The sequence below is a fragment of the Cytobacillus citreus genome, assembly GCF_018343665.1.
GTDB lineage: Bacteria > Bacillota > Bacilli > Bacillales > Cytobacillaceae > Cytobacillus > Cytobacillus citreus.
In genome coordinates this window covers 494914-520065 of sequence record NZ_JAGYPM010000002.1, presented here as the reverse complement: position 1 = coordinate 520065, position 25152 = coordinate 494914, and the positions used below count along the sequence as shown (strand labels likewise).

The window sequence follows — 25152 nt, the reverse complement described above, 5'->3', positions numbered from 1 at the left end:
TAATTTTCCAAATAAAAAAGCTGGACCCTATTTGATAGGATCCAGCATTAATTAAAATTATATTATCTTAAAAGTTGTAGAACACCTTGTGGCTGTTGGTTAGCTTGAGCAAGCATAGCTTGAGCAGCTTGAGTAAGAATATTATTCTTAGTCATGTTCATCATTTCTTTTGCCATATCTACGTCACGGATACGAGATTCAGCAGCTTGTAAATTCTCAGAAGTTGTACCTAGGTTATTGATTGTATGCTCTAAGCGGTTTTGTACAGCACCGAAATTAGAACGAGATTCAGATACTGTATTGATTGCATTTTGAATTAATTCTAAGTTATCACTTGCAGTAACGTTGGATGCATCTAAATCAGTAAGACCGCCAAGTCCAAGACCAGCTGAAGTTGCATCAACTAAACTTAAAGTGATTGTTTCTCCACCGTTAGCTCCAACTTGGAAAGTCAATGTCTTTGTACCATCATTTAATAATTCCTTAGTATTAAATTTAGTTTGAGTCGCAATACTGTCAATTTGTTCAGTTAATTGAGAAATTTCAGCTTGAATTTTATCTGCATCAGATTGAGTAATCGTTTCGTTCGCAGCTTTTGTAGTTAACTCAGCCATACGTTGAAGCATTGCATGAGTTTCGTTTAATGCACCTTCAGCAGTTTGGATTAAAGAGATAGCATCTTGAGAGTTAGCTGATGCTTGGTCTAATCCACGGATTTGGTTACGCATTTTTTCAGAGATTGCAAGACCAGCTGCATCGTCAGCTGCACGGTTGATACGGTAGCCAGAAGATAATTTCTCCATAGATTTAGAAGATGCGTCGTTGTTGTAAGTTAATTGACGATGAGTGTTCATCGCTGAGATATTGTGGTTAATTCTCATTTTTAATTTCCTCCTTGAGTTTGAAAGTTCCCACTTCCATGTGGTTTATTTGACATAGTAATTGTCGGCCGACTAAATTCCTATGTAACTAATAATTATATCGACAGGATTTTAGAAGTTTTTACATTTATTTTGTTTTTTCTTTTAATATTTTTTTTAGGTCAAAATTTCCTCTTAGCGCGTTCATATTTTCTTCTTCGATTTTTAGGATTATTTCTTTACGAAGGATCTCAACGTCTTTTGGTGCCTTTATTCCGAGCTTTATTTGTTCTCCGTCAATTTCCAAAATGGTGATTTCGATATTTTCATTTAGGATAACACTTTCGTTCTTTCTTCTTGTTAGAACTAGCATCGTTATCCCTCCTGACTTTTTTCATTTATTTTTTTAACTAACGGATGCTTCGTATGATAAGTATCTGTATTTAAAATGGCTTGTTTCCCTGTATTTTTTTTTCTATTAATAATAACTGGAGCTTGTAGATTAATCGTAGATGTAGATAGGGATTCTCCTAGAGTAACTATTGAATAGATTTGGATATCTGTTTTTTCTACAATATTTAGTTGAGTTACAACCGATTCTTCAAGATCAAATTCATAGTCTTTATAGAAAGAGAACGGTTCAGCAATAACAAAACCTAGGTCTTCATTATTAATTGACTGGAGGATGCTGAATGGCGAATCATCACTAAGCGGAAGGACGATAAATTCCTTTTCCTCTGGAAATCCTGGTATTCCACTGCTAAAAACAATCTTATCCTCTTTGTTCACTTCGATTTCTTCGTGGTACCTTGTTTTAATTTTCACTCTTATCACCACTCTGATTTTATAATGTAAAATCTATTTTCAATGAAGGATATTGCTGCATATAAACGTCAACAGGACCTGGTGTGTATTCATGAATTGGACGATTGATTTGCACTTGAATATTCGGTCTATTTCGCTTCCATTCAATATCTACCTTGGCAGGCTTATATTCCACTTTAACACTTTCTTGCGAAGGAGTATTCCCTGTGTTAAATACAGACTCATGCTCGAGTGCACGTACCCCATTATTGGCAATCGGGGTTCCGCCATTTTCAATCATCATTAGCTCATCACCCTCTTGAACCGTTTTACTAATATAATTCATTAATGTTTGATAACCTAGCTGTGCATTTTCTTCAACTCTTTTAAAAACAGACTTTAGATCAAGATTTTCTCGTGCAAGTGTCTGATCAATGGTTAATCTACTAGGCTGACGGTTTATCGTCATTTCAGCTGGAGGTTGTTCAATACTCAAATCAGCTTGTGGCTGCTCAATAGATTGAATGGGTTTATTGATATTTAATCCTATTCTACCGGCTTGTGATTCCATACGAATTTGAGGTATTTGCATATACTTATCTCCTATTAGAAAAGCGCAAGCGCCTTCGGAACAATCAAAAACCAGATTGTTCCTGCGATGATTATTCTAAGGAGCTTTCCTTAGTGGTCACCCCCGACAAGCACAAGACGAGCCTCACGGAAAGGTGCTCTTTACCTTTCTGGGAGGATTGGCTTGTGACCTCGAGGTCGACAAAAACGCGACTTCCTGTCGCATTGTCGACACTAGTACGTCCTGTACGTCGGGGGTAGGCGCTGGAGCTAGACATTTCTCTAACTCTAAAAAAGAATACTCACATTAGTTAGAATCTCAATTAATATAGAAAGAAAAGCTATCTATAAAGATAGCTTTATTCTTATCTTAAAAAGTCTACTAAAGTTGGTTGGATAATTCTAGAACCTACACTTAGTGCCATTCTATGAACACTTTCCTGTGTTATTAGATCTAATATGACTTTTTCTACATCAATATCTTCATTTTCTGACATTGTTTTAGTAGAAATAATTTCTTGTGAGTCTAGGCGATCTTGAATCATCTCTACACGGTTCATTGTTGCACCAATACTAGATCGTGCGGAATTGACCGTGTCTAAATGTTGTTGAAAACCATCTATAAAATTCCCTAAATCTGGGTCATTTCCGTTTTTCAATGCATCTTGCAGATCTTCAAGATCTTTAAATAATCCGCCTGTTCCTGATCCGAAGACATCTTCTCCTAAATAATTGACTTGAAGCTTGATTCCAGCAGAAACTTCGATATTAATGGGATCTCTATTGTAGTTTGTCTGAATTTTATTTGATGCATCAAAAGAAACCGGAGCATTATAAATATCTGAACCATTAAAAATATACTTTCCTGAAATTTTTGTATTAGCAATCGAAACGAGCTGCTTTTTGATCTCCTCGATTTCATCTTCTATTTTTTGCCGATCTGAATCCGTTACAGTTCCTGTATTTGCTTGATTTATTAATTCACTTAACCGATGGATAGATGCACCAGCCTTTTCGAGTGCATCCTCGGTATTTTCAAGCCATACATTGACCTCAGACATATTTTTCTTGTATTGCGAAACATCATTAACACTTGTCCTGTATGAAATCCCTTTAAAAACAACAACCGGATCATCAGATGGCCGTGAAATCTTCTTTTGAGAACCTAACTGTTCCTGATATTTACCTAATTTTTGATAACTGCTGCTTAAATTTCTCAGCATATTATTTGTCAGCATCGATTGTGTTACACGCATTTATTATCCCTACCTTCCGACTACGCCCATGCCATTAATAATTTTGTCTAGCATTTCATCAATAACTGTAATATTTCTTGCTGAAGCATTATAAGCATGCTGGAATTTAATTAGATTCGATATTTCTTCATCCAGCGATACAGCTGAAACCGCTTGCCGTTGAAAGTCGACAGAATCCAATAATATTAAGGTGTTTTTTGTTAATACATTCGCTTCTTTTGTCTCTACTCCTAGGGAAGAAATGATCCCTCCGTAGAACGATTTAATATTTCCGCTCATCTTCAAAGTAGTCTGAGCATAATCCTTTAGATCAATTGGGTCGCCTGTAGCAGGATCGGTAATCTTTGCTTCAAATGCAGAAAGATCCTTTCTTAGTACATCCGCCAGCTTATAGGCATTATCTCCATTTCCTTTGCCGGTAAATGAAGCGGCAATTTCATTCGGATTGGTGATTGCCACTGAAATTTTGCCCGCTGCACCTTTATAATCCGTTAGATCATTAAAAAAGTCATTACCATCGTTGCCGTCTAAATCAAATCCCTCTTTATGAATATGATTAAATTCCTTAAGTAAAGTAAAGGCTATCTTATCCAGCTGGTCTATCATGGCTGGGTATCTTCCAACCTGAGCCCCTGATTTATTTACATACCCATACATTTCGATATTCGACTTTAGAGAGCCCTTTGAAAAATTTTCTACTGCAATTGGTGAACCGGAGCCAATCGTTAAAGATTCTATGTAACCATCACTATCCTCTTTGGAAGATAATCTGTTTGGTTCACCGTTTATCGTCGTTTTATCTACGAGTGTTCCTAAGCTCTTGCCAGAAGGACCTAATATTTCAATTTTGTATGTTCCCTCTGCAATAGGTGATGGTATTCCTCCACTAGGCTGTCTCGTTACCTTGATATCCACTAGTTGTGAGAGCTCATCAACTAGACGATCTCTTTCATCATATAAATCATTTGGCAGATCCCCATGAGGTTCTACCTGACTAATTTGTTTATTAATTGCATTAATCTGAAAAGCTAGTGTATTTATTTTTTCAACGCTTACTTGAATACTCTGCTTCAAGTCTCCACGGATAGAATTAAGAGAGGTTGAAAGATAATTAAAGGTATCCGCAATCGCATTTCCTTGTGCTAATACACTCTCTCTAGCTCCACTCTCGTTTGGATTTGTACCTAATGTTTGTAAGGAATTCCAGAAATTATCCATAGCCGCAGATAGTCCCTCAGATGTGGGCTCGTTCATGACATCTTCCATTCGAGTCAATGCATCTGATTTAGTTCCATAAAAACCCAATTGATTATTCTCACTTCTATATCTAGAATCAATGAAGCTGTCACGGATCCTCTCAACACTTCCCGCCTCTACCCCAGTCCCCATTTGGCCTGGCAGATAGGGGCGGTCCATTCCAATACCTGGATACGGCAAGGTTGGTTGAAAATTAATCCGTTGTCGCGAGAACCCCGGTGTATTCGAATTTGAAATATTATGACCTGTTGTATACAACGCGCTTTGCTGAGTGAACATGCCTCGGCGAGCCGTTTCAAGTCCCATAAAAGTTGGTCGCATGATTTTTCCTCCGTCCTATTATGCTTTTGAGTTAAACATTCCTTGGGCGTTTTGATCGGAAGGCTTTATATTTTTTGTTGGTGGTCCGTAGTTTATATTTTCCGTTTGGGGGCGAAGCAGACTCATGGAAAGATTAACGAATTGCTGAGACTGATAAATAAGCTGTTGGTTTAAATAATTTTGCTCTTTCAGATTAAAAATAAGATGTACAAGTTCATCTGTTAATCTAGCAAACTTATCCTGATCATTAACTTCTAAGCTTTTAGTACAATCCGAAACCTTTGGCTGCTCGTTTTGAGGAGCTAGAGCTTTTGCGGCCCTTTGCCGTTCCTTTTCCATGTGTTCTATCGCCGTGATATGTGTTTGCTCGTCGTTTAGCATCTGACTGAGGGCTTCCATGTCCCCGTTTTTAATGATGTCTGTTTTTTTTATTGCAAGCTCGTAAAGGCTTCTATGGAGCTTAAGCAATTTCTCTATGGATGCGATTAATGCTTCGGCGGACATGAAGGTTTTCCCTCCCTTTACTTTTTATAAAAATCAAGGATGTTCTTTGCAACCTCTTTTGGACTAACCTTATAAGTCCCGTTCTCAACCTGAATTTTTAATTCTTCAACTTTTGCTTGTCGTTCGTTCTCAATTTGGGTGACATGCTGCATTTCTTTGGCGGCCGTTGAGATTTCTACTTTATCAGCGGCTTTATTAGATAATTTGTCGACTTGGTCGAACTTATTCATCTGGCGTTTGTACGGATTCACACCGGATGCTCCGAAGTTATTGATTTTCATTTATACCCCTCACTTTCACTCCGATCTATTTCTATATTTTTATTATCGGTTAAAAGTGACGAAATTTTAAACATTATTTTTGAAAAGGAAGAAGTTTCATGACAATTCTGCTATTTACCCCGTCTCCGAAACTTCTCATCCACTGCAAAATACGTCGCCTGTCTATCTCTTTTTTCAATTTCTTTTCGGCGTTCTTCTTCAGCGGAGTGAATATGTAAATCTTTTCTCAGCTCTTCTGTACATTTATCACAGATTTTTCCTGACCTAATAATGGCGCCGCATTTGTCGCACGGGTACCCTAAATTCGGAAATTGTGTTAATTTTAAACGGCCAGTTTTGACAAACTTTAAGATTAGTTCTTCCTCTACGTCCGTTGCTTCAACAACCTGTTTCATTGTTGCTGCACGGTTTTCCCGTTTGCGCATGAAATTATAAACGGTCTCGTAGGCCTTCTCTTCCTCCTTCCAGCATTTCTCACAAACATCACGGAATTTATTTTTCACAAAAATACTATCGCATTTAAGACAATTTGTTAGTTCTGCCATTTTTGCTCCTCCTTATGATGAAAGCAATTGTTTTTTTCCTCCATTATAGCCCTAGTTTTCCATTTAAGAAATGACAGTTTGTTGAAAATTGCCTAGCCTCTTGCAAAGGTAAATGAGCTTATCGAGTGAGCTCCTGCTTCCTTTAAACATTTAGCAGCATGCCGGAGAGTTGACCCCGTTGTGTAAATATCATCAATGAGGAGGATTTTTTGATCGGGTATTGTTTGCACGATTTGAAAGACCTGTGAGAGATGGATGCGTTCAGAACGCGATTTCTTTGATTGCTTTTCGGTGTGGATTCGGGAGAGAAGTCGCCTTGGTTCGTGGCCACATGCTTGAATTAATGCTTCCGACTGATTAAAGCCGCGTTCATATAGGCGCTCATCACTCAGAGGGATTGGAACGATCAGGTCAAATGGGATAGAGGAAAGTTTCTTTTTCATGAAAGCAGCGAAGACAGATGCTAGGACGTAGTCACCGCGGAATTTATATTGAGCAATCATCTCCTTGGCAAAATCATTGTAAGTAACGAGAGAGTAATTTTTCACTAGAGTTCCTGCCCATTCCTGATCTTCCTCCCAGCGGATGCAGTCGATACATTGGCGATGATTTTTATATTTTTCCTGTAAGTTAGCTAATGGCCTATCACATTTTTCACATGTTTCACCTGCAATGATCGTAAATTTATCAAGGCATGTCTCACAAATGGGTGCCGTATTTTCTTTTGAAAAAAGGGTTGTCCATCCAATCTGTGGGGTTATTTCCGTTAAACAAACGAGACAATGTTCAATAATCGATCAATCCTTTCTTTCTCGCTTCAGCATTCATATGAAGGATTTGTTTTCTTGCACGGATCATAGCCTCCGTTTTTCCGTAGTGAAAAAAAGTAATATCGCCTCCAGGAGCATGTGAGCTTCTTCCAACACGACCTGCAATTTGGACAAGAGCACTTTCTGTAAATATTCGATCCTCTGTACCAATCACAGCCACATCAATATTTGGAAAAGTGACTCCCCTTTCTAAAATCGTAGTAGTGAGAAGCATCGGGATTTCCTTGTTGCGCATGGCTTGTACCTTTTCCTTTCGCAGCGGGTCTTCTGCATGAACAGCTTCAATTTTAGGATGCAGCTGCCTGGCGATGGGAAGGATTCTTTCCATCTTATCGATTTTGGGAATAAATAATAGGGATTGCTTTTGAGAATCTAGGCGCTGTTTTATCCATTGAAGAACATTCTGTGGGAGCCGCTCCTTTTTGAGCTGCTTTTCCCAATTTCCACACCATTTAAAATGGGGAACCGGAAGAGGATGGCGATGAAAGCGTGCTGGAATCGTGACGAATTCTCTTTTCCCTTGGTTGCATTCCTTTTGCCATTTTTCATTTGGCGTTGCTGTCAGGTAGATCATGGAAGAGACTTGTTTTCGGGATTGACGGACGGCAAATTGCAGCGTTTCCTCAACGGAATAAGGAAAGGCATCTACCTCATCCAGAATGACGGTGTCGAAAGCTTGGTAAAAGCGAAGAAGCTGATGGGTGGTCGTGATTGTGAGCGGTGCATTGAGATGGCGACCCTCACTGCCTCCGTAAAGAGAGGCGACAGGAATATTCGGAAATACCTTTTTTAGTCTGGGGGTGAGCTCAAGCACAACATCCGTTCTCGGAGTCGCGAGGCACACTCTTTTGCCAGTCGTAAGTGCAGCATCAATTCCTTCAAAAAGCACCTCCGTTTTACCTGCTCCACATACGGCCCACACTAGTAACTCCTTGTTATTTAGAACAGATTCTTTCACTCGTTTTGAAGCCGTTTGCTGTCCGATGGATAAGGTACCGCTCCAATGAAGTTGGGGTCCTTTTACATTTAGCTGAGATTCCGGACCTGTCCAGCTAAGTAAGGGCGTACATGTGGTCACTCTTCCCATCATGATACACTTCCGACAATAAAAGCACTTTTCTCCACATCGCGCACACGGAAACCAGGCAAAAAGATGCTTGTCCCTATTACCGCAGCGGTTGCAGGTATGCTTACTTTTTTCTATTATGATTCCTTTTCGGTATTGGAGATGACCATTTTCATAGTGCTGATGGATTTCTGATAAGGGATAGGCCAGATCATCGAGTAAAAGCTGTTTACCGGACAATTGCTGCTGGAGCTCTTGATTGTATTTATAGGAAGGATTCTTTTTCTGCAATGGAATTTTTTCGATAGAGGAAATCTGAAGAGTTTTTTGTGGAGAATCTAATAGCTTATCGGGGATGATTTTGTTTTCAAATACGGCAAATCTCATATAATCACCTCTGGAATATGATATAAATCATTGATATACATTTGAAATTATCGTGCATAAGGGGCTTTGTGGACAGATTGATTGGGTTTATTATATTAAGCACGCCACCCCTAAGGAATGGCGTGTAACCTTTCTTTGAGACTACTTTTTTTCTTTTTCCAGCTTAAGGTAGTCTCATGAACTCTCTATGAGACCGCTTTTTTTCTTTTTTCTGCTTGAAGTGGTCTCATGAACTCTCCATGAGACATCTTTCCCACTTTTCCCAACTTGAAGATGTCTCATAGACTTCCCCTAAGATCACTTTTCTTATTTACTAAAATGATAGTACTGCAATTTACGAATACCTCATTATTTCTTCATCCATCCCAGCCCCATTGCACCTTCACCAAGATGGGTGCCGATGACTGGACCAAAATAGCTAATCATAAATTCAACATTTGGAAAGCGTGCTTCGAGCTCAGCTGCCCATTCCTTTGCCTCTTCTTCCCGATTAGCGTGAATAATAACTGCTCGGTATAGTTCTCCGGATTGAACATCCTCTTCAAGCAAATCAACAATTCGCTTCATTGCTTTTTTGCTCGTGCGAATTTTTTCAAAAGGAACAATCATTTTATCTGCGAAGTGGAGTAACGGTTTTACTTGGAGCAAGCTGCCGATTAATGCTTGAGCACTCGAAAGTCTTCCTCCCCGCTCTAAATGGGACAAGTCGTCAACCATGAAATAAGCGCGAATGGATTTCTTTATTTCCTCTAATCGGGCCATAATTTCTTGAATGGATTTTCCCGCAGCAGCCATTTCGGCAGCTTCTAGAACATAAAATCCCTGTGCCATACAGCTAATTTCTGAATCAAAAGGGTATACCTTAATTTTATCCGTCATGCCGCTCGCAGTAACAGCACCTTGGTATGTGCCGCTAATGCCGCTCGAAAGGTGGATACTAATAACCGCATCATAATCCTCTGAAAGCTTATTAAAAAGCTCGACAAACTGCCCGACTGGAGGCTGTGAAGTCGTCGGCAGCTCTTTATGCTTAACCTCTTTGTAAAATTCGGAAGCAGTAATGTCAACCTCTTCCTTATATGTTTCGTTCCCAAAAATGACACTGAGTGGAATCATATGTATATTCAGTTTATCCCGCAAGTTCTTCGGGATATAGGATGTACTATCCGTGACAACTGCCAATTTCATATTAAATTTACCATCCTTATGCTAATATCTAGATTCCATTTTATATGAAAATGACTGGAAATGCATTAAATTTGGGTAAAGTGGAGGATTGTTGAGGATGCAACTCTAATAAATCTCTTTTTGATTAAAAAACTGGGAGTTTTCTAAATTATTCTTGCTTTAATACATAAATTAATTATTCTATTAGCAAAAAAATTTTAAAACATAAAAAATCATTGGACAGACATTTCTAACTTATTTTGTTCATCAATTACCTTATCTAATCCTCTTCTTTTTATTTCAATGATTAAAAAATTAATAAAGTCAGGATCTACCGGAATAGCAATAGCCTTATTATAGGTATCCACCAAAAGTACGTCTGATAATTTGGCTAAACCAGACATTTTGTCACCCCGTCACATTACTTTACACCTATCTTGCCTAATAAACCAAAATTTGTAAAGAGTGAGATACTAAGTGTCACAATTTATACATTTTTAAAGAACAATTGGTTGCATTGCCTTTCTATGGTAAAATACCCTTTATGAAATAAAGGCCCTCGTTGTCTATTTACAAGGGAGGAGAAGATATGGGCAACAAAATATTTTCAACAGTAAGTTCGGAGGAGCATAAAACTCTTCCTGAATATAAAATGAGTTTATTAAAAGGAGAACTATGTCGGTTTAAATCCATAAAAGTCCCTACAATAAACGATACCATTAGCGGCGAGGCACTAGCTGATTGGATATTAGAAGTTTCTTCTCCAAAAGATATTGAGGAAATTGTTTTAATGATCCAGTGTGTACGGAGGAGAGGTTCTGGAATGAAGAGTATCCTCCAAACCATTGCAGCTGCACTATTAAAGTAAAAAACTAAGAAAACATATGAAAAGCAGCTGCCAATCATGTGTTTTCTTAGCTGGAAAATAATTAATTTTCCTTGAAAAAATGATTCATTCTTAAAAATGTGTCTTTGAAAACAGTTTTAAAATTGATTCATCATTTGTGAGATTCATTAGTTAATTTGGATCAGGTAAATAAATTTTTCAGGCTTCAAATATAAGGTTTGTGACCGACTTCCGTCATATTTAGCTTTTGCGGGCTTCAATCATCGGGATTGGTGACCATCTTCCGCCAATATTAGCTTCTGCGGGCTTCAATCATCGGGATTGGTGACCATCTTCCGCCAATATTTGCTTCTGCGGGCTTCGATCATCGGGATTGGTGACCATCTTCCCGCCAAATTTAGCTTTTGCGGGCTTCAATCATCGGGATTGGTGACCATCTTCCGCCAATATTTGCTTCTGCGGGCTTCAATCATCGGGATTGGTGACCATCTTCCGCCAATATTTGCTTCTGCGGGCTTCAATCATCGGGATTGGTGACCATCTTCCGCCAATATTTGCTTTTGCGGGCTTCAATCATCGGGATTGGTGACCATCTTCCGCCAATATTTGCTTCTCCGGGCTTCAATCATCGGGATTGGTGACCATCTTCCGCCAATATTTGCTTCTCCGGGCTTCAATCATCGGGATTGGTGACCATCTTCCGCCAATATTTGCTTCTGCGGGCTTCAATCACAGGGATTATTCCCCTCCTCTAATTAATCCCACTCTCACAAGCTTCAAAGACCCAATTTAATACCTGACAATTCCACCTTCCTCTTTCAATTCTGTCTATCCCTCTTTTATTTCTACTATAAAGTAAAACTTCAATCAGGGAGTGTTTTCCGTCGCACAAGACGTGCTAATTCAGAAGTTTCGACAGAATGCCCAATTTTTTAATCTACGATAATTTCAACCAACAAAAAAAGAGCTATCGCACATGACGATAACCCTTTTGCCTTTATGTAGCACAGCACATTTAACGCACTTCCACCCAGCCATTCTTAATAGCAACGACAACGGCTTGTGTACGGTCATTGACGTTCATTTTTTGGAGAATGTTACTTACATGGTTCTTAACAGTTTTTTCGCTAATGAAAATAGCTTCTCCGATTCCACGGTTGCTTTTTCCATCTGCTAGAAGCTGAAGCACTTCACATTCGCGGCGTGTTAATAAATGAAGCGGGCGGCGAATTTCGACCTTTTGCATATATGCCATACTTTGTCCAGATTCTTCTAGAGCAAGCCTGCGATACTCATTTACAAGATTATGAGTAACCTTCGGATGCAGGTAAGATCCCCCATCTGATACTACTTTAACTGCTTCTACTAATGCATCTGCGTCCATTTCTTTTAGAAGGTATCCGCTTGCACCGGTTTTCAATGCATGCGATACATAGTTCTCATCATCATGAATAGATAGGATGATAACCTTTGACTCTGGGTATTTTTCGATTAATTGTCTTGTTGCTTCAACGCCGTTAATATGCGGCATATTGATATCCATAATAACCACATCTGGATGATATTGCTCTACAAGAGCAACGGCATCACCACCATCGTCACCCTCAGCTACTACATTAAATGATTTTTCAAAATCTAAAATCCTTTTCACGCCTTCTCTAAACAACTGGTGGTCATCGATTATGACAATCTTTGTAGTCAATTGTATTCCCTCCCAAAAATTCCTGTTAATTTTAACATTTTATTAATTGGCTCTGTTAATGAATGCTGTTGAATAAGTCCGTGGAGAAGAATTTTTAGCTAATCTTGATGCTTTATCGACCAATTTATATCGATTATCAGCCATCTACACTGCTTTATCAGCCAATTCATTTCAGTTATCAGCCAACTACACTGCTTTATCAGCCAATCCAGCAAAACATGGACCCATTTTTTAGATCACGTTTTGACAGGTTCCCCCAAACTTATAAAACAGCAAATTCATATTTAACAAAGTCTATTATTTCAATTTTATTGGTACTTGTATAACGACGATTGTTCCTTTTCCAGCCTTTGAATCAATGGACAGCTGGCCCTCTAGCAATTCGACTCTTTCTCTCATGCCCATAATGCCAAATGAATTCTTTTTCTTTTCTTGAATATCAAAGCCTTTTCCATCGTCTTTTATAACGGCAACAACCTTTGAAGAATCAATTTCCAGTCCAACTTTTATTTCACTTGCCTCCGCATGCTTTAAGGCATTTTGAACGGATTCCTGAATGAGTCGGAAAAGAGCGACTTCATACTTGGCTGGAAGACGTTTTTCCTCCTTTAAATTGGTAAAGTTAATCTTCATGGTTTTATGATATTCTTCAGTTGTCTGCAAGTATTTCCTGAGGGTAGGCACTAGTCCTAAATCGTCAAGAGCCATCGGTCTTAGATCATAAATAATTCTCCGAACTTCATATAGTGCACTACGGACCATTTTCTTAAGATCCCGAATTTCTCTTAACGCTTCATCTCCGCCCCGCTCCTTATACACACGCTCAATTAAATCAGAACGCATCATAACATTTGCCATCATTTGTGCTGGCCCATCATGAATTTCACGAGACAACCGCTTTCTCTCTTCTTCCTGGGCTTCGATAATCTTCAAACCAAAATCTTGCTTAAGCTTCGCATCTTCGAGCATTTCTCCCATTTGCTTAAGGTCACTCATTAAATAATTCATGACAACCGTAATTTGGGAAATAAGGTGTTCTGCCCGTTCAATCGTTTCATTCAAACCGACAAGTCTTCTTTCAATATCATCACGCCGGTCCCGAAGCTGTTTTTCCATTTGCTGATTCATGGAGTAATTCATTTGCAGGCGATGAGCCTTCTCATAGGCATCACGGACCTCATCTTCCGTGTGATCCTTAAAGTGCATACTAACCTCTGAAAGACGCTTTCTGGCAAACCGAGTTTGAACCTCAAGCCTGTCTCCTTCATCGATCGCCTTTATGACGAGGCTTTTCACATCTTTCAACTCATCCGTTAAGGTTATATACTCTTTGCGGCATTGCTCGCCAATACGAAAAACCTCATCCTTGCTGATCCCCACTGTTTCAATCATTTTTTCTAGGATCAAATCTAACGCTTTTGTATCAAATTTCTTAATGCTCATAGAATTCCTCCGATGATATGTAACCTACATAAGTGCTCTGCTTATGCAGACTCCAACACAATTAGGCGGAGCTTAGAGAGCTTTAAACTGCTTCATTAGAAGACTAACTATGTTTAAATATTACCTCTTCTAAAATAAAGCCTTTTTCTTATTACCATTATTTTAGCTTGAATTGGCAGGATATACTATCTATCATCTAATCAAATTATACTATTTCCACTAAAAATCGATAAAAAGACTCACGCTTGTATTTCTCGCCCGTGTCTTATATCCTATAAAAAGTACCTTTGCATCAGTCTTTCTATAAGAAGAAAGATTGTGATTTTTACCACAAAGATAGTGTCATTATATCATGGCCGCATTTCTTCTATATTAAAGTTTTATTACAAAACAGATTTATTTTTCAAATACATTAAATTTTGTGAAAAACCATATCAATTCCTAGCTATTAATTGATGTTTTGATTAATGTCGAATTATAATGTAGAAAGGCGAAAACGCCTCGATCAGGGGCGACAAGCATAAGACGAGTCGACGAGAAGGTTGTTCTTTAACCTTCTTGACGACTTGGCTTATGACCAGAGAGCCCCTAGGCGTTGTAGCTAGACAAAGAAAGGCGAAAACGCCTCGACCATAATGGAACGCAGGCTAAATGCGCCACGCCCTGTAGACCTCAAGCATATCACGAATCAGCGAGAAGGTTGTTCTTCCCCTTTCTTGACGGCATGGCTTAGACCGGAAATGTAGCCAGACAAAGAAAACCGATAGCTACCTATAGCGATGTGCCAAATAATAAGAAGAGATTTAATGGATTTAGAAAGGAGCGGTCATATGCTGCCCCGTTACTATACTGTAAAAGGTTACGGTGAACATGAAATTGTTATTCAGAAATCGCGGTTCATCGCATATGTTTCTAGAGCGGAATCTGAAGCAGACGCTCAAGAATTCATTCAGGAAATAAAAAAGAAGCATTGGGATGCCACACATAATTGCTCTGCCTATATGATCGGTGAACATGATCAAATTCAAAAAGCGAATGACGACGGCGAACCAAGTGGAACTGCTGGAGTTCCAATCCTTGAAGTATTGAAAAAAAAGCATCTAAAAGACACAGTCGTGGTCATCACCCGCTACTTTGGCGGGATTAAGCTAGGGGCTGGGGGACTGATCCGTGCATATGGCAAAGCAACCTCCGAAGGAATCGACTATACAGGCATTGTCGAAAGAAAATTAATGAGAATCATGCATACAAAAATTGACTACACATTCCTTGGGAAACTCGAAAACGAACTGCGATCCTCTGTATACTCCATTAAAGACATCCATTATCTTGACAACGTAGAAATTGAAACATTTGTAGAAGAAGATCAGACTGGAAGCTTTACGAATTGGATGATCGAGCTTACCAATGGACAAGCCGTGATTTCTGAAGGGGATCGGTTATATTTAGAGGAAGAAGTGGGAAAATAATTATATTTACGACCACATATTATTTCGGGTAAAATTAACTAGTGGTTTATTGATTTTTTTACTAGACTATTGAAATTAACTAATTTACGTAAAGTAGGGATAGAATGTCTAAATCTAGATCTAACAGGAGAAAAAGCAAGAAAAAGCGCCATTGGCGTACTTTTGTCCTTTTGATCCTGCTCCTTGTCATTGGAGGCGGGGGATACCTTGCATACGATGTCGCTAACAACGCCAAAAATGCTACTGATAAGATTTATCAAGAAATAGATCGTGATAAGGTGAAAAATCACCGTACTGAAGAAGTTGAGATTACAAAGGATGCCTTTAATATTCTTCTATTAGGAATCGAGGAGCAAGGGGGCGGCCAAAGATCTGACGTAGTTATGTTAGTTACTGTCAATCCGCAAACAAAGGAAATCTCTCTGCTCAGCATCCCGCGTGACACAAGAACAATGGTTCCAGCTGCTGGATATAAAACGAAGATTACTGAGTCTTATAGCTACGGCGGTGTTGAATCTACGATAGAAACCGTAAATGAGATGCTCGATGTGCCAATAGATTATTATATTACGACTAACTTTGAAGGATTTGAGGATATTGTCGATACGCTTGGAGGAATTGAAGTCGATGTTCCATTTACATTCAAATCCCAATTAACAGGAAGCTTAAAGTGGAAAACCTTTTACGAAGGACCAATGGAACTAAATGGAAACGAAGCGCTCGCCTACGTCAGGATGAGAAAAAAGGATCCACAAGGTGACAAAGGACGAAACGATAGACAACAGCAAGTCATTAAAGCTATTATCGACAAAGGAACCTCCATCAGCTCCATCACAAAAATTAATGATATATTAGGAGACTTGGGTGATAATGTAAAAACTAACATCCCTCCTTCAAAATTTGCTAGCTTCATGAAGCTATATTCAAAATTAAAAGATACCGAAATTCAAAACCTAGCGATTGAAGGAACTGACGAATATATTAATAATATTTATTACTATATTCCAGATGAAGAATCGCTTACTGAAGTTAGCTCAGCCTTAAATGATACTTTAAATAACACGAAAGAAAAAAATTTAACTGATAATCAATCTTCACAATCACAGCAGTCAGAACAAGCTGCAAATAATGAAGAATACTAGATATTAATTTTTAGAGCAGCTCTTAATTGTAAGAGCTGCTCTTTTTTTATAAAGCTGATAATTTATCGTCCGATAGCCCCCCCTTCCTTCTGTCGGCATCCTCGCTAATATTAATTTTCCAATTAATAATCGATAATTCCCTAATGAAAATGATCCCTATTTACATTTTCATAAAAATAAATTACTATATTTGCTTTTTTTGGTTGGAACATGAGACAAAATTCGCTAGAATAGGATAAGTAAACTATGACTTTTGTCGAAGGAGGGAAAAAATTTTGAAAAAACTTATTGCTTCCTCGGTTCTTGCTACTGCCGCTTTATTTCCTGCCCTCGTACAAGCAGAAAATCTAAATCCCCCGGCAAATATGTTAGTAGACCAAAATGTGGAAATTAGAAAAGGCGCAACATCATCTTATCCTCTTGTAACTTCTCTTCCATCAGGAAAAAGCGTTACTGTTACCGATGAATTCATGAACTCTATTGGTGAGACATGGTATCGTGTTGATTTAGGGGATAAACAGGGATGGGGCTTAGCGAGCCATTTTTCACCAAATCCAAGTGGAAATAACGGGCTGCAAATCGGAAAAAACGCTGCCATTACTGAAGACAATGTAAATGTTCGAAAAGGAGCGACTACCTCCTATGAAGTCGTTACGAAGCTATCAAAAGGGACTGTCGTGAAAGTTATTGACAGCTTCAAAAATAGCAAAAACGAGGTATGGTACCGCATTGAAGCAGGTTCGACCACTGGCTGGGTTATCCAAAACTATTTGAAGCCAGCAGGTGATTCGAATCCTCCTCCACCAAGTAATGAAACCAAAATCATTCAAGCTGATAAAGCTCCCGTTAGAAAGGGGGCTACCGAGGCGTACAGCATTGTTACATATGTTACTAAAAATCAAAAAGTGACGATTATTGATACATTTAAAAACGCCAAGCAAGAAACATGGTATCGAATTGATTTAGGAAAAGTACAGGGCTGGATTCATGAAAGTGCCTTTAAACCAGGTTCGAATCTTCCAAGCCCACCTGAAACAACGAATCCTATTCCTGAGATTGGCAGCTACGTCTACAGCCATCAAAACGGGTTAGATGTAAGAAAAGGAGCGTCTGAATCATACGCATCTGTCAGTAAGCTTTCGCTTAACCAAAAAGTAAAAGTTATCGATCACTTCAGTCATCCAAATGGAGCAACTTGGCTGCGAGTTGAAGTGACTCCTTCCCTAATGGGCTGGATTCCAGCTGGTACGGTTGGTACTTCAGAAGCAATGAATTTAAATTTATATGTAAGTGCAGACGTAGCTAACTTAAGAAGTGGTCCCTCCACAAACGATGCTGTCGTTGATCAAGCAACGAAGGGCACCAAGCTAAAAGCCATAAAAAAAGTAACAAATGAAAGTGGAGAAGTATGGTATCAAGCTGTAACAAGCTCTAATAAAACCGTTTGGGTAAGCGCATCCGTTGTATCTACACAACCTGCCATTAAAGCAGGAACAACGCTTATTGTTGGAGCAAATAATATTTCATTATATTCCGGTGCCTCCACGCAATATAAAGTAACAGAAGTACTTAAAATTAATAGCAAAGTAACCGTATTAGGTGATTTTACGAACTCTCTTGGCCAGCATTGGATTAACCTTCAAAGCTCATCTGGAAAAAAAGGATGGGTACCTAGCTCTGCTATGGATTCCTTTCATTTAGTAGAGAAAAAACTACTTTCTCCAACCGTAACTACTTTGGATGGAGATCGATTTTTAAACTGGGTGAAGCCAAGTAAATTCCCAATTTCTTATCAAGTTCTATCCTCCAATCGTCTAAAGCTGACTGGAGGTATAACAGATGTAGAAATCCCTAAAGAGAAAATTAAAGGTATAAAATCGATAGAAACCTTCTCCTCAGGAGGCGAAAAATCTGTCGTGATTACCTTTGAGCCTGGATATTCTTTTACCTTTAGAGATTATTCAGACAAACTGTCAATCAAAATCGTACCATACGGTCTTTTAGGGAAAAAAATAATTATTGACGCAGGACATGGGGGCAAGGATCCTGGTACAGTTGGTCCCACTGGATTGAAAGAGAAAGATGTGGCGTTAGCAACAGCTTTATTACTTAAAGAAGAACTTGAAAAATATGGTGCCATTGTTACATTAACACGCAACAAAGATATCTTTTTAGAACTTTCTGAAAGAACAGCCATTGCCAATAAATCAAATGCGGATACATTTATTAGTGTTCACGGAGATTCTTTCTCTTCCACATCAAATGGAACGACTACCTACTATAATTCAACCGTTAACTATAATGGCCCTCGAAGCAAAACATTGGGAGATGCTGTCCAGAAAAACATGGTTTCTTCAATGAAAACTTACAACAGAGGCGTTAAAGAGCAAAACTTCTATGTAAATAGAATGAATGAACTTCCAAGCGTATTAGTAGAACTTGCCTTCCTATCGAATCCAAAGGAAGAAGCTTTACTAAAAACAACGGAATTCCGCAAGAAAGCTGCAGTCGGGATTACGAAAGGCTTAGAAGAATACTTTAATAAGTTCTAAAATCTTGTAATCTATTTCCTGACAGATATATATATATGATAATCTACTATATGAAAACGAATTGGGGTATTGTACATAAATACCCCAATTTTTTTCTGAATAATACATAGGGGGAAAAAGAATGAACCGGTCTAAAAAACTTATCGTTGCTGGAGCATTAACACTTGGCATTGGAACAGGAGCCATTATATTTACACCCCAAGCAATGAATGCTTCAAGTAATGTAGTCCTAGCAAGTGTTGATTGGGTAACCTCCCAATTAAATCCGATGAAATCGAAAATAACAGAGCTGGAGAATAAGATTTCTTCACAGCAGCAAGAAATTAATAATCTTAAATCACAAATAGGTACAAATCCTGGTACACCACCAACACAGCCGCCAGTTGAAGGAGAGCTTCCTTCTGTCGTTTATGCAGCTAATGCATCCGTTAATATCCATTCTGGTGCATCAAAGAACTATAAAGTTGTTGCTACTAAAACAAAAGGTACTTCATTAAAGGTCATAGATAAATTTAATGCAGCAACAGGGCTTTGGTACCGAGTTGAGCTCTCCCCTTCTTTAAAAGGATGGGTATTCTCAAATGAAGTATCAGTAAATAAACCTAGTACGAGCACACCAACTCAGGTTGTGACATTTGGGGATGTTCATTTGCGTAAAGGAGCAACAACAAGCTATCCAATCCTCCAAACTCTAAAAAGTGGAACAACATTGAAATACATTTCAACATTCACAAACGCAGCAGGTGAAGTTTGGTATAATGTTGAAACTTCTGCTGGAGTAAAGGGATGGGTATCCGGAACTCTTAGCGAGGTGAAATAAATTGAAAAAATTCATTTCTATCCTTGCTAGTTTACTTTTACTTCTAGTCTATCTACCAACAGACTCTAAAGCTGCTGAACTAGTAAAATATCCGTTCGAAGTAAATGTTTCCGTTTACTTATCAACAAGCGTTACCTTGACTGTGAATGGAAATTATCAATTAAACAACAAAGATACCGGCGAAATAACGCCCGTACCTAAAGGAACAAGCATTACAGTAAAAAAAGATGGTTCAAACGTATCGGTCAGCATGAATGGATCTACTTTGAATGCTGTAAAAGGCTTTGACTTGCAAGAGCAAATTGGTGAAGGTTTGTCTTTAGTAAGGGCAAGCAACGGAATTACATACAGAGGCAGCTTCTTTTTAAAGCCTAATGGAAGTAAGATTGAGATTATTAACATACTTGATATGGAAGATTATTTAAAGGGCGTCGTTCCGAGTGAAATGCCTGCATCTTTCCCTAAGGAAGCACTAAAGGCCCAAGCGATAGCTGCAAGAAGCTATGCTGCTAATACATTGATGCTGACAAGCACTGCATCTAGCCAAGTTTATCGAGGATATACTGGTGAGGATGCAAGAACAAATACGGCGATTAAGGAAACGGAAGGATTGCTAGTCAAATACAACGGCAAGCCCATCCAAGCATTTTTCTTTTCAACTAGCGGCGGCAGAACGGCAAATGTAGGCGATGTTTGGAATTCAAAACAAGAGCATTTCCCATACCTTGTTTCTGTAGACGATCCATATGAATCGTCCCCGTTCAGTAATTGGAGCGAAACATTCACTCCTGAGACTCTTTTGAAATCATTTGGGTTTAAAGATCTATCAGCTCAAATCTATGATATCACCTTGTCAAAAACAGGTGCTAACGGAGAGGTAAGTGGCGTTACGTTAAAAACCTCTGCTGGAGATAAAACGGTAACTGGGAATGAATCTGTTATTCGAAGCTACTTCCCTATAAATAACCCACAGCTTTATAATAAATTGCAATCCAATTGGTTCGACGTACAGACAAATGGATCGGCAGCACAAAATCTATCTGTACAAACCTCTAGCGGAACATCAGACCTTGGCGATATAAAAGGCCAAAAAGTGCAAACCGCAAATGGTGAAGTAACCCTAACAGATTCTAAAGTTTCCATCCAAACAGCAAATGGAGTTATCACCAACGAAGGAACAGGAAACATTACTTCTATTACCCTAAACGGAAAAGGCTGGGGACACCGCATCGGCATGAGCCAATACGGAGCCAAAGGATTTGCAGAAAAGGGCTGGACAGCTGAGCAAATACTTACACACTACTACCAAGGAACAACCGTATCTAAATAGTAGGTCTTAATGAAATCGGCATCTTTGCCGGTTTCTTTTTTTGGGGGGATTTTTAGATAAATTGTTGTTGGCAATATTACCTCAGTATGAGGACAACTTGAGCTTTTTTGTGGATACTTGGCTTTTTTTACGCTGTTTGTGGACAACTCTTGCCCTTTTTCGGGGATACTTGGGTTCTTTTAATCTGTTTGTGGACAACTCGTACCCTTGTTTGCGGATACTTGCCCTCTTTTCCACTGTTTCAGGACAAATCTTGCGCTTTTTTGGGGGTACTTTAGCTATTTTCCGCAATTATAGCCGTTTTTCATCTATCTTTCCTAAGCTGAACTTAAAGAAGCCCGAACTTCTTAAGAAATTCGGGTAATTATTTCTAAAATCTAACTATTTCAGGTTACTTTTTAAGTGTAGCAGTTAATTTTTCAATAATATCGGTCAGTTTTGAAAATATATCGGTCAGTTTCCGTTTATATCGGTCACTTTTCTCAATATATCGGTCAGTTTCAATATTATATCCGCCACTTCACAAAATTTATCCGCGAGAATTTAATTATATCCGCGACTTTAGGCAATATATCCGCCAAATATTAATTATATCCGCCACCTTGGCCATTTTGACCCTTTTTAACGGATAATTGGATTCTTTCCCTCTTTATGTGGACAACGTAAGCCCCTTTTAGGGAGTGCGTTGTCTACGTTCACACTGTTTGTTTACATCTAATCCCCTTATAGTTGGATTCTTCTCTTCTTACCATAGAAAAAACCAATCCCTATCAGGAATTGGCCTTTTCTTTTTGCTTCATTTCGATATTTTCAAGAATATCATCTACAATGCTTTTCCAAGAATACTGATCGATGGCAAGCTTTCTGCCATTTTCACTCATTGTTTGGTATTCTTCATCCGACACTTTCATTAACTCCTCAATGGCGCCCGCTATCCCCTCAGGGTTTTCAGGTGGAGCAATTTTGCCACAGTGATATTCTTCAAGGATTGCAGCGCTTTCGCCATCACCACAGTATAAAACAGGCTTTCCTGAAGAAATCGCCGGGAATATTTTCGAAGGTCTGGCCCCTTTGAACAGCTCAATATCTCGCAAAGAAACAACGCTGTAATCAGCAATTGAGAACATTTTAGGCATTTCTGATACAGGAACTGAACCATAAAATGTTACATTATCAAGCGCTAAATCCTCTTTCATTTTAACGAGCTTTTCACGTTCTTGTCCGTCTCCTACAAAGAGGAAATGTACATCTGGCTGCTTGTCCTTTAGTAAAAGAGCTGCTTCCAGGACAGAATCCAATCCTTGTGCATAGCCTAACGCCCCAGCATACATAAATACCTTTTTCCCCTGTATGCCAATTTTCTCAAGAAGCTCATGATTCTTCGGAAGTGGTTTAAATGTTTCTGTGTTTACTCCATTTGGAAGAAGAAAGACATCTGCTTCATTCTTCCCTTTTCGAACCATGTAGTCCTTAATTCCTTCTGTCGCTGTAGCAATTTTCCATGATTTCTTATATAGAAATTTTTCTAGCATTTCCGCTAGACGGATAAAAGTTTTATTTTTTAAAATGCCTAATTCAACTGCTGACTCAGGCCAAATATCTGCGACGTTGAAGACGAATTTAGCTCGCTTCATTTTCGCGCCAAGATAACCCGTTATTCCGAGAAAAAGCGGCGGCGAGTTACAGATGATAACATCCGTTGGCTTAGATTTTGCTAAAGAATAAAACGCACTAAAAGTGAAGGAAAAATAAGAAGCTAGCCGCTTCCAAAAGCTTCCCTTTGGAGATGGATAAATCCAAGATCGATGAACTGGGATCCCATCCCAATCTTCAAACATATAAAACCTTCCTCGATATTCCTCAGGGATAATCCCATGAGGATGATGAGGAAATGCTGTTATCACTTCCACCTGATGTCCTCTGCTAATTAGCTCTTTGCTCACTTCGTATACACGAATTTGCGGAGCACCTGTTTCAGGGGGAAAATGCTGACACAAGTAAATCACTCTCATTTTCCCATCTCCATTAGTTCACTTTTAATTGCTTAATATAGGCTGCAAGCTTATCTTTAAGGTCTGGTCGTTTTAAAGCAAAGTCAATCGACGCTTGTAAAAATCCAAACTTATCTCCAACATCATAACGATTCCCTTGAATGATATAAGAGTAAATTGACTCTTTTCCTAACAAGCGGTCAATCGCATCTGTGAGCTGGATTTCGCCTTTCTTATCTGGCGCTACTTCTTCAAGCAATTCGAAAATAGCTGGTGATAAAATATAGCGTCCCACAATGGCTTGAGTAGACGGAGCTTCCTCAATCGCGGGCTTTTCTACTAGACTTTCCACTTTAAAAAGCTCGCCGTTTTTTCCCGAGTAGTTCACAATACCATACTTATTAACCTCTGACCGAGGAACATCATTACAGCCAAGTATGCTTGCTTGTACTTCGTTATATTGATTAATCATTTGTTTAAGAGCTGGAACTTCACTATCAACGATATCGTCGCCAAGCAAGACAGCAAATGGCTCATCGCCAATGAATTTTTTTGCACATAATACAGCATGTCCTAAGCCAAGCGGTTCTTTTTGACGTACATAATGAATATCAACGAGGTTGGAGATATTCTCAACAATTTCGAGCATGTCATGCTTGCCTGTTCTTTCAAGCAGCATTTCTAATTCAACCGATTTATCAAAATGATCCTCGATGGCTCTTTTGCTTCTTCCTGTTACAATGATAATATCTTCAATACCAGATTCCACTGCTTCTTCAATGATATATTGAATTGTCGGCTTATCGACGATTGGAAGCATTTCCTTTGGCTGTGCCTTTGTTGCTGGCAAAAATCTTGTTCCCAACCCTGCAGCAGGAATTACTGCCTTTTTAATCATGATTTCATCCCCTCTTTCAAGGTTTGTCCATATAGATCTAACATTCCATTAGCATTATCGATCCAGTTATAATTAGCTTTCACATGGTCTATCCCTGCTAGACCCATTCCGGTGCTCTTTTCTTTATTTTCAATTAAAGATAGGATGGCCTTCGCCAATTCTTGAGAGTTTTCCTTTGGCACAACATAGCCAGTCTTTCCTTCCAAAACGACTTCAGGTAGCCCGCCAACATTCGAAACGACAACGGGGACACCACATGCCATTGATTCAACCGCAGCGACACCGAAGCTTTCACTGTCCTCTGTTGAAGGGACACCGAATACATCCATTTTATTAATATATTCGGGAACCTTATCATTTGGAACCCTGCCTGTAAAAGAAGTGACATGATCAATGTTCAAATCACGCGTCAATTGGATATACTCATCCTTCTGCTTGCCATCCCCCACAATAAGCAGCTTGGCATTTTTTTTGCTTGAGTGGATCGAGGCAAAGGCATGAATTAAATCACCGATGCCATATTTATCTTCCAAAGCCTTAACCGTTCCGATCGTGATTTCATCATCTGATTTCACACCTGGAATCGGCCTGAATTTCTCCATATCCACGCCAAATGGAGTGACAAATATTTTTTTACCCGAATACTTATTTGTTTCCTTAGCCATGATATGACTTGTAGAACAAATGACATCCGCTTTAGAAAGCGTATATTCGACAATTTTCCGATTCACACTGCCCTGCTGCGGAAATTGAAAAATATCCCTTCCCCATACCGATACGTAAAAAGGCTTATAATTTGCAAGTGCTCCAATAAATCCATAGCTTGATACATAATGAGCATGAAGAATATCCGGCTGGAATTGCTTTAAAATTTTCTTTAAAGCGAAAACACTTGAAATATAGGATAGCTTCCCTGGAAGCAGCTTTGGAAGTGTAATCGTATCAATTTCCTTCGCATTCTCCTCAGAGTAATGATCAGAAAAAGTCACGACCTTCACATTAATCCCTTTATTTTTGTAAAACAAGGCCCACTTATGAGTGTGTATTGATTTGCTCGGAGCCAAAATTAATACTTTCATAATTCCTCCTATATATGCACGTTGGCGCTCG

24 protein-coding genes are annotated in these 25152 nt (G+C 38.9%); 6 read left to right on the top strand and 18 right to left on the bottom strand.

Translation table 11 applies throughout. The annotated features are described in order from the left end of the window. Positions 1-62: 62 nt before the first annotated feature. The 13 genes from KHA94_RS08585 to sda form a co-directional block, all read right to left on the bottom strand. Positions 63-881 (bottom strand): flagellin N-terminal helical domain-containing protein, encoded by an 819-nt coding sequence (locus KHA94_RS08585; RefSeq protein ID WP_213101721.1) that lies wholly within the window; start codon positions 879-881, stop codon positions 63-65. A 127-nt stretch (positions 882-1008) separates the two neighbouring features. Continuing rightward, positions 1009-1233 carry a carbon storage regulator CsrA gene (gene csrA, locus KHA94_RS08580; RefSeq protein WP_213101720.1) on the bottom strand — a complete coding sequence of 75 codons (225 nt, stop codon included), beginning with the start codon at positions 1231-1233 and terminating at the stop codon, positions 1009-1011. 2 nt (positions 1234-1235) lie between these two features. Next, positions 1236-1685 (bottom strand): flagellar assembly protein FliW, encoded by a 450-nt coding sequence (fliW, locus tag KHA94_RS08575; protein WP_213101719.1) that lies wholly within the window; start codon positions 1683-1685, stop codon positions 1236-1238. A 19-nt stretch (positions 1686-1704) separates the two neighbouring features. Beyond that, entirely contained in the window at positions 1705-2256 is a 552-nt protein-coding gene (locus KHA94_RS08570) for a DUF6470 family protein (RefSeq protein ID WP_213101718.1), read from the bottom strand. 343 nt (positions 2257-2599) lie between these two features. After that, positions 2600-3490 carry a flagellar hook-associated protein FlgL gene (gene flgL / locus KHA94_RS08565; protein ID WP_213101717.1) on the bottom strand — a complete coding sequence of 297 codons (891 nt, stop codon included), beginning with the start codon at positions 3488-3490 and terminating at the stop codon, positions 2600-2602. A 9-nt stretch (positions 3491-3499) separates the two neighbouring features. Beyond that, entirely contained in the window at positions 3500-5068 is a 1569-nt protein-coding gene (gene flgK / locus KHA94_RS08560; RefSeq protein ID WP_213101716.1) for a flagellar hook-associated protein FlgK, read from the bottom strand. A gap of 18 nt (positions 5069-5086) precedes the next feature. Then, complete coding sequence (locus KHA94_RS08555) at positions 5087-5572, bottom strand: flagellar protein FlgN (protein WP_213101715.1); 486 nt, start codon at positions 5570-5572, stop codon at positions 5087-5089. 17 nt (positions 5573-5589) lie between these two features. Beyond that, the gene (flgM, locus tag KHA94_RS08550) at positions 5590-5853 is read right to left on the bottom strand and encodes a flagellar biosynthesis anti-sigma factor FlgM (protein ID WP_213101714.1); all 264 of its coding nucleotides are present in this window, start codon (positions 5851-5853) and stop codon (positions 5590-5592) included. 110 nt (positions 5854-5963) lie between these two features. Beyond that, complete coding sequence (locus tag KHA94_RS08545; RefSeq protein WP_213101713.1) at positions 5964-6398, bottom strand: TIGR03826 family flagellar region protein; 435 nt, start codon at positions 6396-6398, stop codon at positions 5964-5966. 92 nt (positions 6399-6490) lie between these two features. Further along, the gene (locus KHA94_RS26480) at positions 6491-6946 is read right to left on the bottom strand and encodes a ComF family protein (protein WP_338030726.1); all 456 of its coding nucleotides are present in this window, start codon (positions 6944-6946) and stop codon (positions 6491-6493) included. Between the two features lie 238 nt (positions 6947-7184). Further along, complete coding sequence (locus KHA94_RS08535; RefSeq protein ID WP_213101712.1) at positions 7185-8681, bottom strand: ATP-dependent helicase ComFA; 1497 nt, start codon at positions 8679-8681, stop codon at positions 7185-7187. Between the two features lie 348 nt (positions 8682-9029). Further along, on the bottom strand, positions 9030-9869 hold the full coding sequence (locus tag KHA94_RS08530) for a DegV family protein (protein ID WP_213101711.1): 840 nt from the start codon (positions 9867-9869) through the stop codon (positions 9030-9032). Positions 9870-10081: 212 nt separating this feature from the next. Further along, positions 10082-10252 (bottom strand): sporulation histidine kinase inhibitor Sda, encoded by a 171-nt coding sequence (sda, locus tag KHA94_RS08525; protein WP_213101710.1) that lies wholly within the window; start codon positions 10250-10252, stop codon positions 10082-10084. Between the two features lie 185 nt (positions 10253-10437). Between sda and KHA94_RS08520 the strand changes: the two genes are divergently transcribed. Further along, positions 10438-10716 carry a hypothetical protein gene (locus tag KHA94_RS08520; RefSeq protein WP_213101709.1) on the top strand — a complete coding sequence of 93 codons (279 nt, stop codon included), beginning with the start codon at positions 10438-10440 and terminating at the stop codon, positions 10714-10716. A gap of 994 nt (positions 10717-11710) precedes the next feature. Here KHA94_RS08520 and KHA94_RS08515 read toward each other — a convergent pair. Together KHA94_RS08515 and KHA94_RS08510 are read right to left on the bottom strand one after the other, a co-directional pair. After that, positions 11711-12397, bottom strand: coding sequence for a response regulator (locus tag KHA94_RS08515; protein ID WP_213101708.1), 687 nt, complete (start codon positions 12395-12397; stop codon positions 11711-11713). Between the two features lie 297 nt (positions 12398-12694). Continuing rightward, entirely contained in the window at positions 12695-13840 is a 1146-nt protein-coding gene (locus KHA94_RS08510; protein WP_213101707.1) for a sensor histidine kinase, read from the bottom strand. Positions 13841-14670: 830 nt separating this feature from the next. On the opposite strand from KHA94_RS08510, the gene KHA94_RS08505 reads away from it, so the two are divergent. From KHA94_RS08505 to KHA94_RS08485, 5 genes are all read left to right on the top strand, one after another. Continuing rightward, positions 14671-15309 carry a YigZ family protein gene (locus tag KHA94_RS08505; RefSeq protein WP_213102253.1) on the top strand — a complete coding sequence of 213 codons (639 nt, stop codon included), beginning with the start codon at positions 14671-14673 and terminating at the stop codon, positions 15307-15309. A 104-nt stretch (positions 15310-15413) separates the two neighbouring features. Next, positions 15414-16451, top strand: a complete 1038-nt coding sequence (locus KHA94_RS08500; RefSeq protein ID WP_213101706.1) for an LCP family protein — start codon at positions 15414-15416, stop codon at positions 16449-16451. Between the two features lie 275 nt (positions 16452-16726). Further along, on the top strand, positions 16727-19003 hold the full coding sequence (locus KHA94_RS08495) for an SH3 domain-containing protein (protein WP_249365404.1): 2277 nt from the start codon (positions 16727-16729) through the stop codon (positions 19001-19003). A gap of 121 nt (positions 19004-19124) precedes the next feature. Beyond that, a complete protein-coding gene (locus tag KHA94_RS08490; protein WP_213101705.1) occupies positions 19125-19823 on the top strand; it encodes an SH3 domain-containing protein in 699 nt (232 codons plus the stop codon). Between the two features lies 1 nt (position 19824). Beyond that, positions 19825-21153 carry a SpoIID/LytB domain-containing protein gene (locus tag KHA94_RS08485; protein ID WP_213101704.1) on the top strand — a complete coding sequence of 443 codons (1329 nt, stop codon included), beginning with the start codon at positions 19825-19827 and terminating at the stop codon, positions 21151-21153. Between the two features lie 770 nt (positions 21154-21923). Here KHA94_RS08485 and KHA94_RS08480 read toward each other — a convergent pair. Genes KHA94_RS08480 through KHA94_RS08470 form a run of 3 tightly spaced genes read right to left on the bottom strand, consistent with a single transcriptional unit; the run spans position 21924 to position 25121 of the window. After that, positions 21924-23165, bottom strand: a complete 1242-nt coding sequence (locus KHA94_RS08480) for a glycosyltransferase family 4 protein (protein WP_213101703.1) — start codon at positions 23163-23165, stop codon at positions 21924-21926. Between the two features lie 13 nt (positions 23166-23178). Further along, a complete protein-coding gene (gene galU / locus KHA94_RS08475; RefSeq protein ID WP_213101702.1) occupies positions 23179-24042 on the bottom strand; it encodes a UTP--glucose-1-phosphate uridylyltransferase GalU in 864 nt (287 codons plus the stop codon). Next, a complete protein-coding gene (locus KHA94_RS08470; RefSeq protein ID WP_213101701.1) occupies positions 24039-25121 on the bottom strand; it encodes a glycosyltransferase in 1083 nt (360 codons plus the stop codon). Before KHA94_RS08470 ends, galU begins: the two co-directional genes overlap by 4 nt. Positions 25122-25152: the final 31 nt, after the last annotated feature.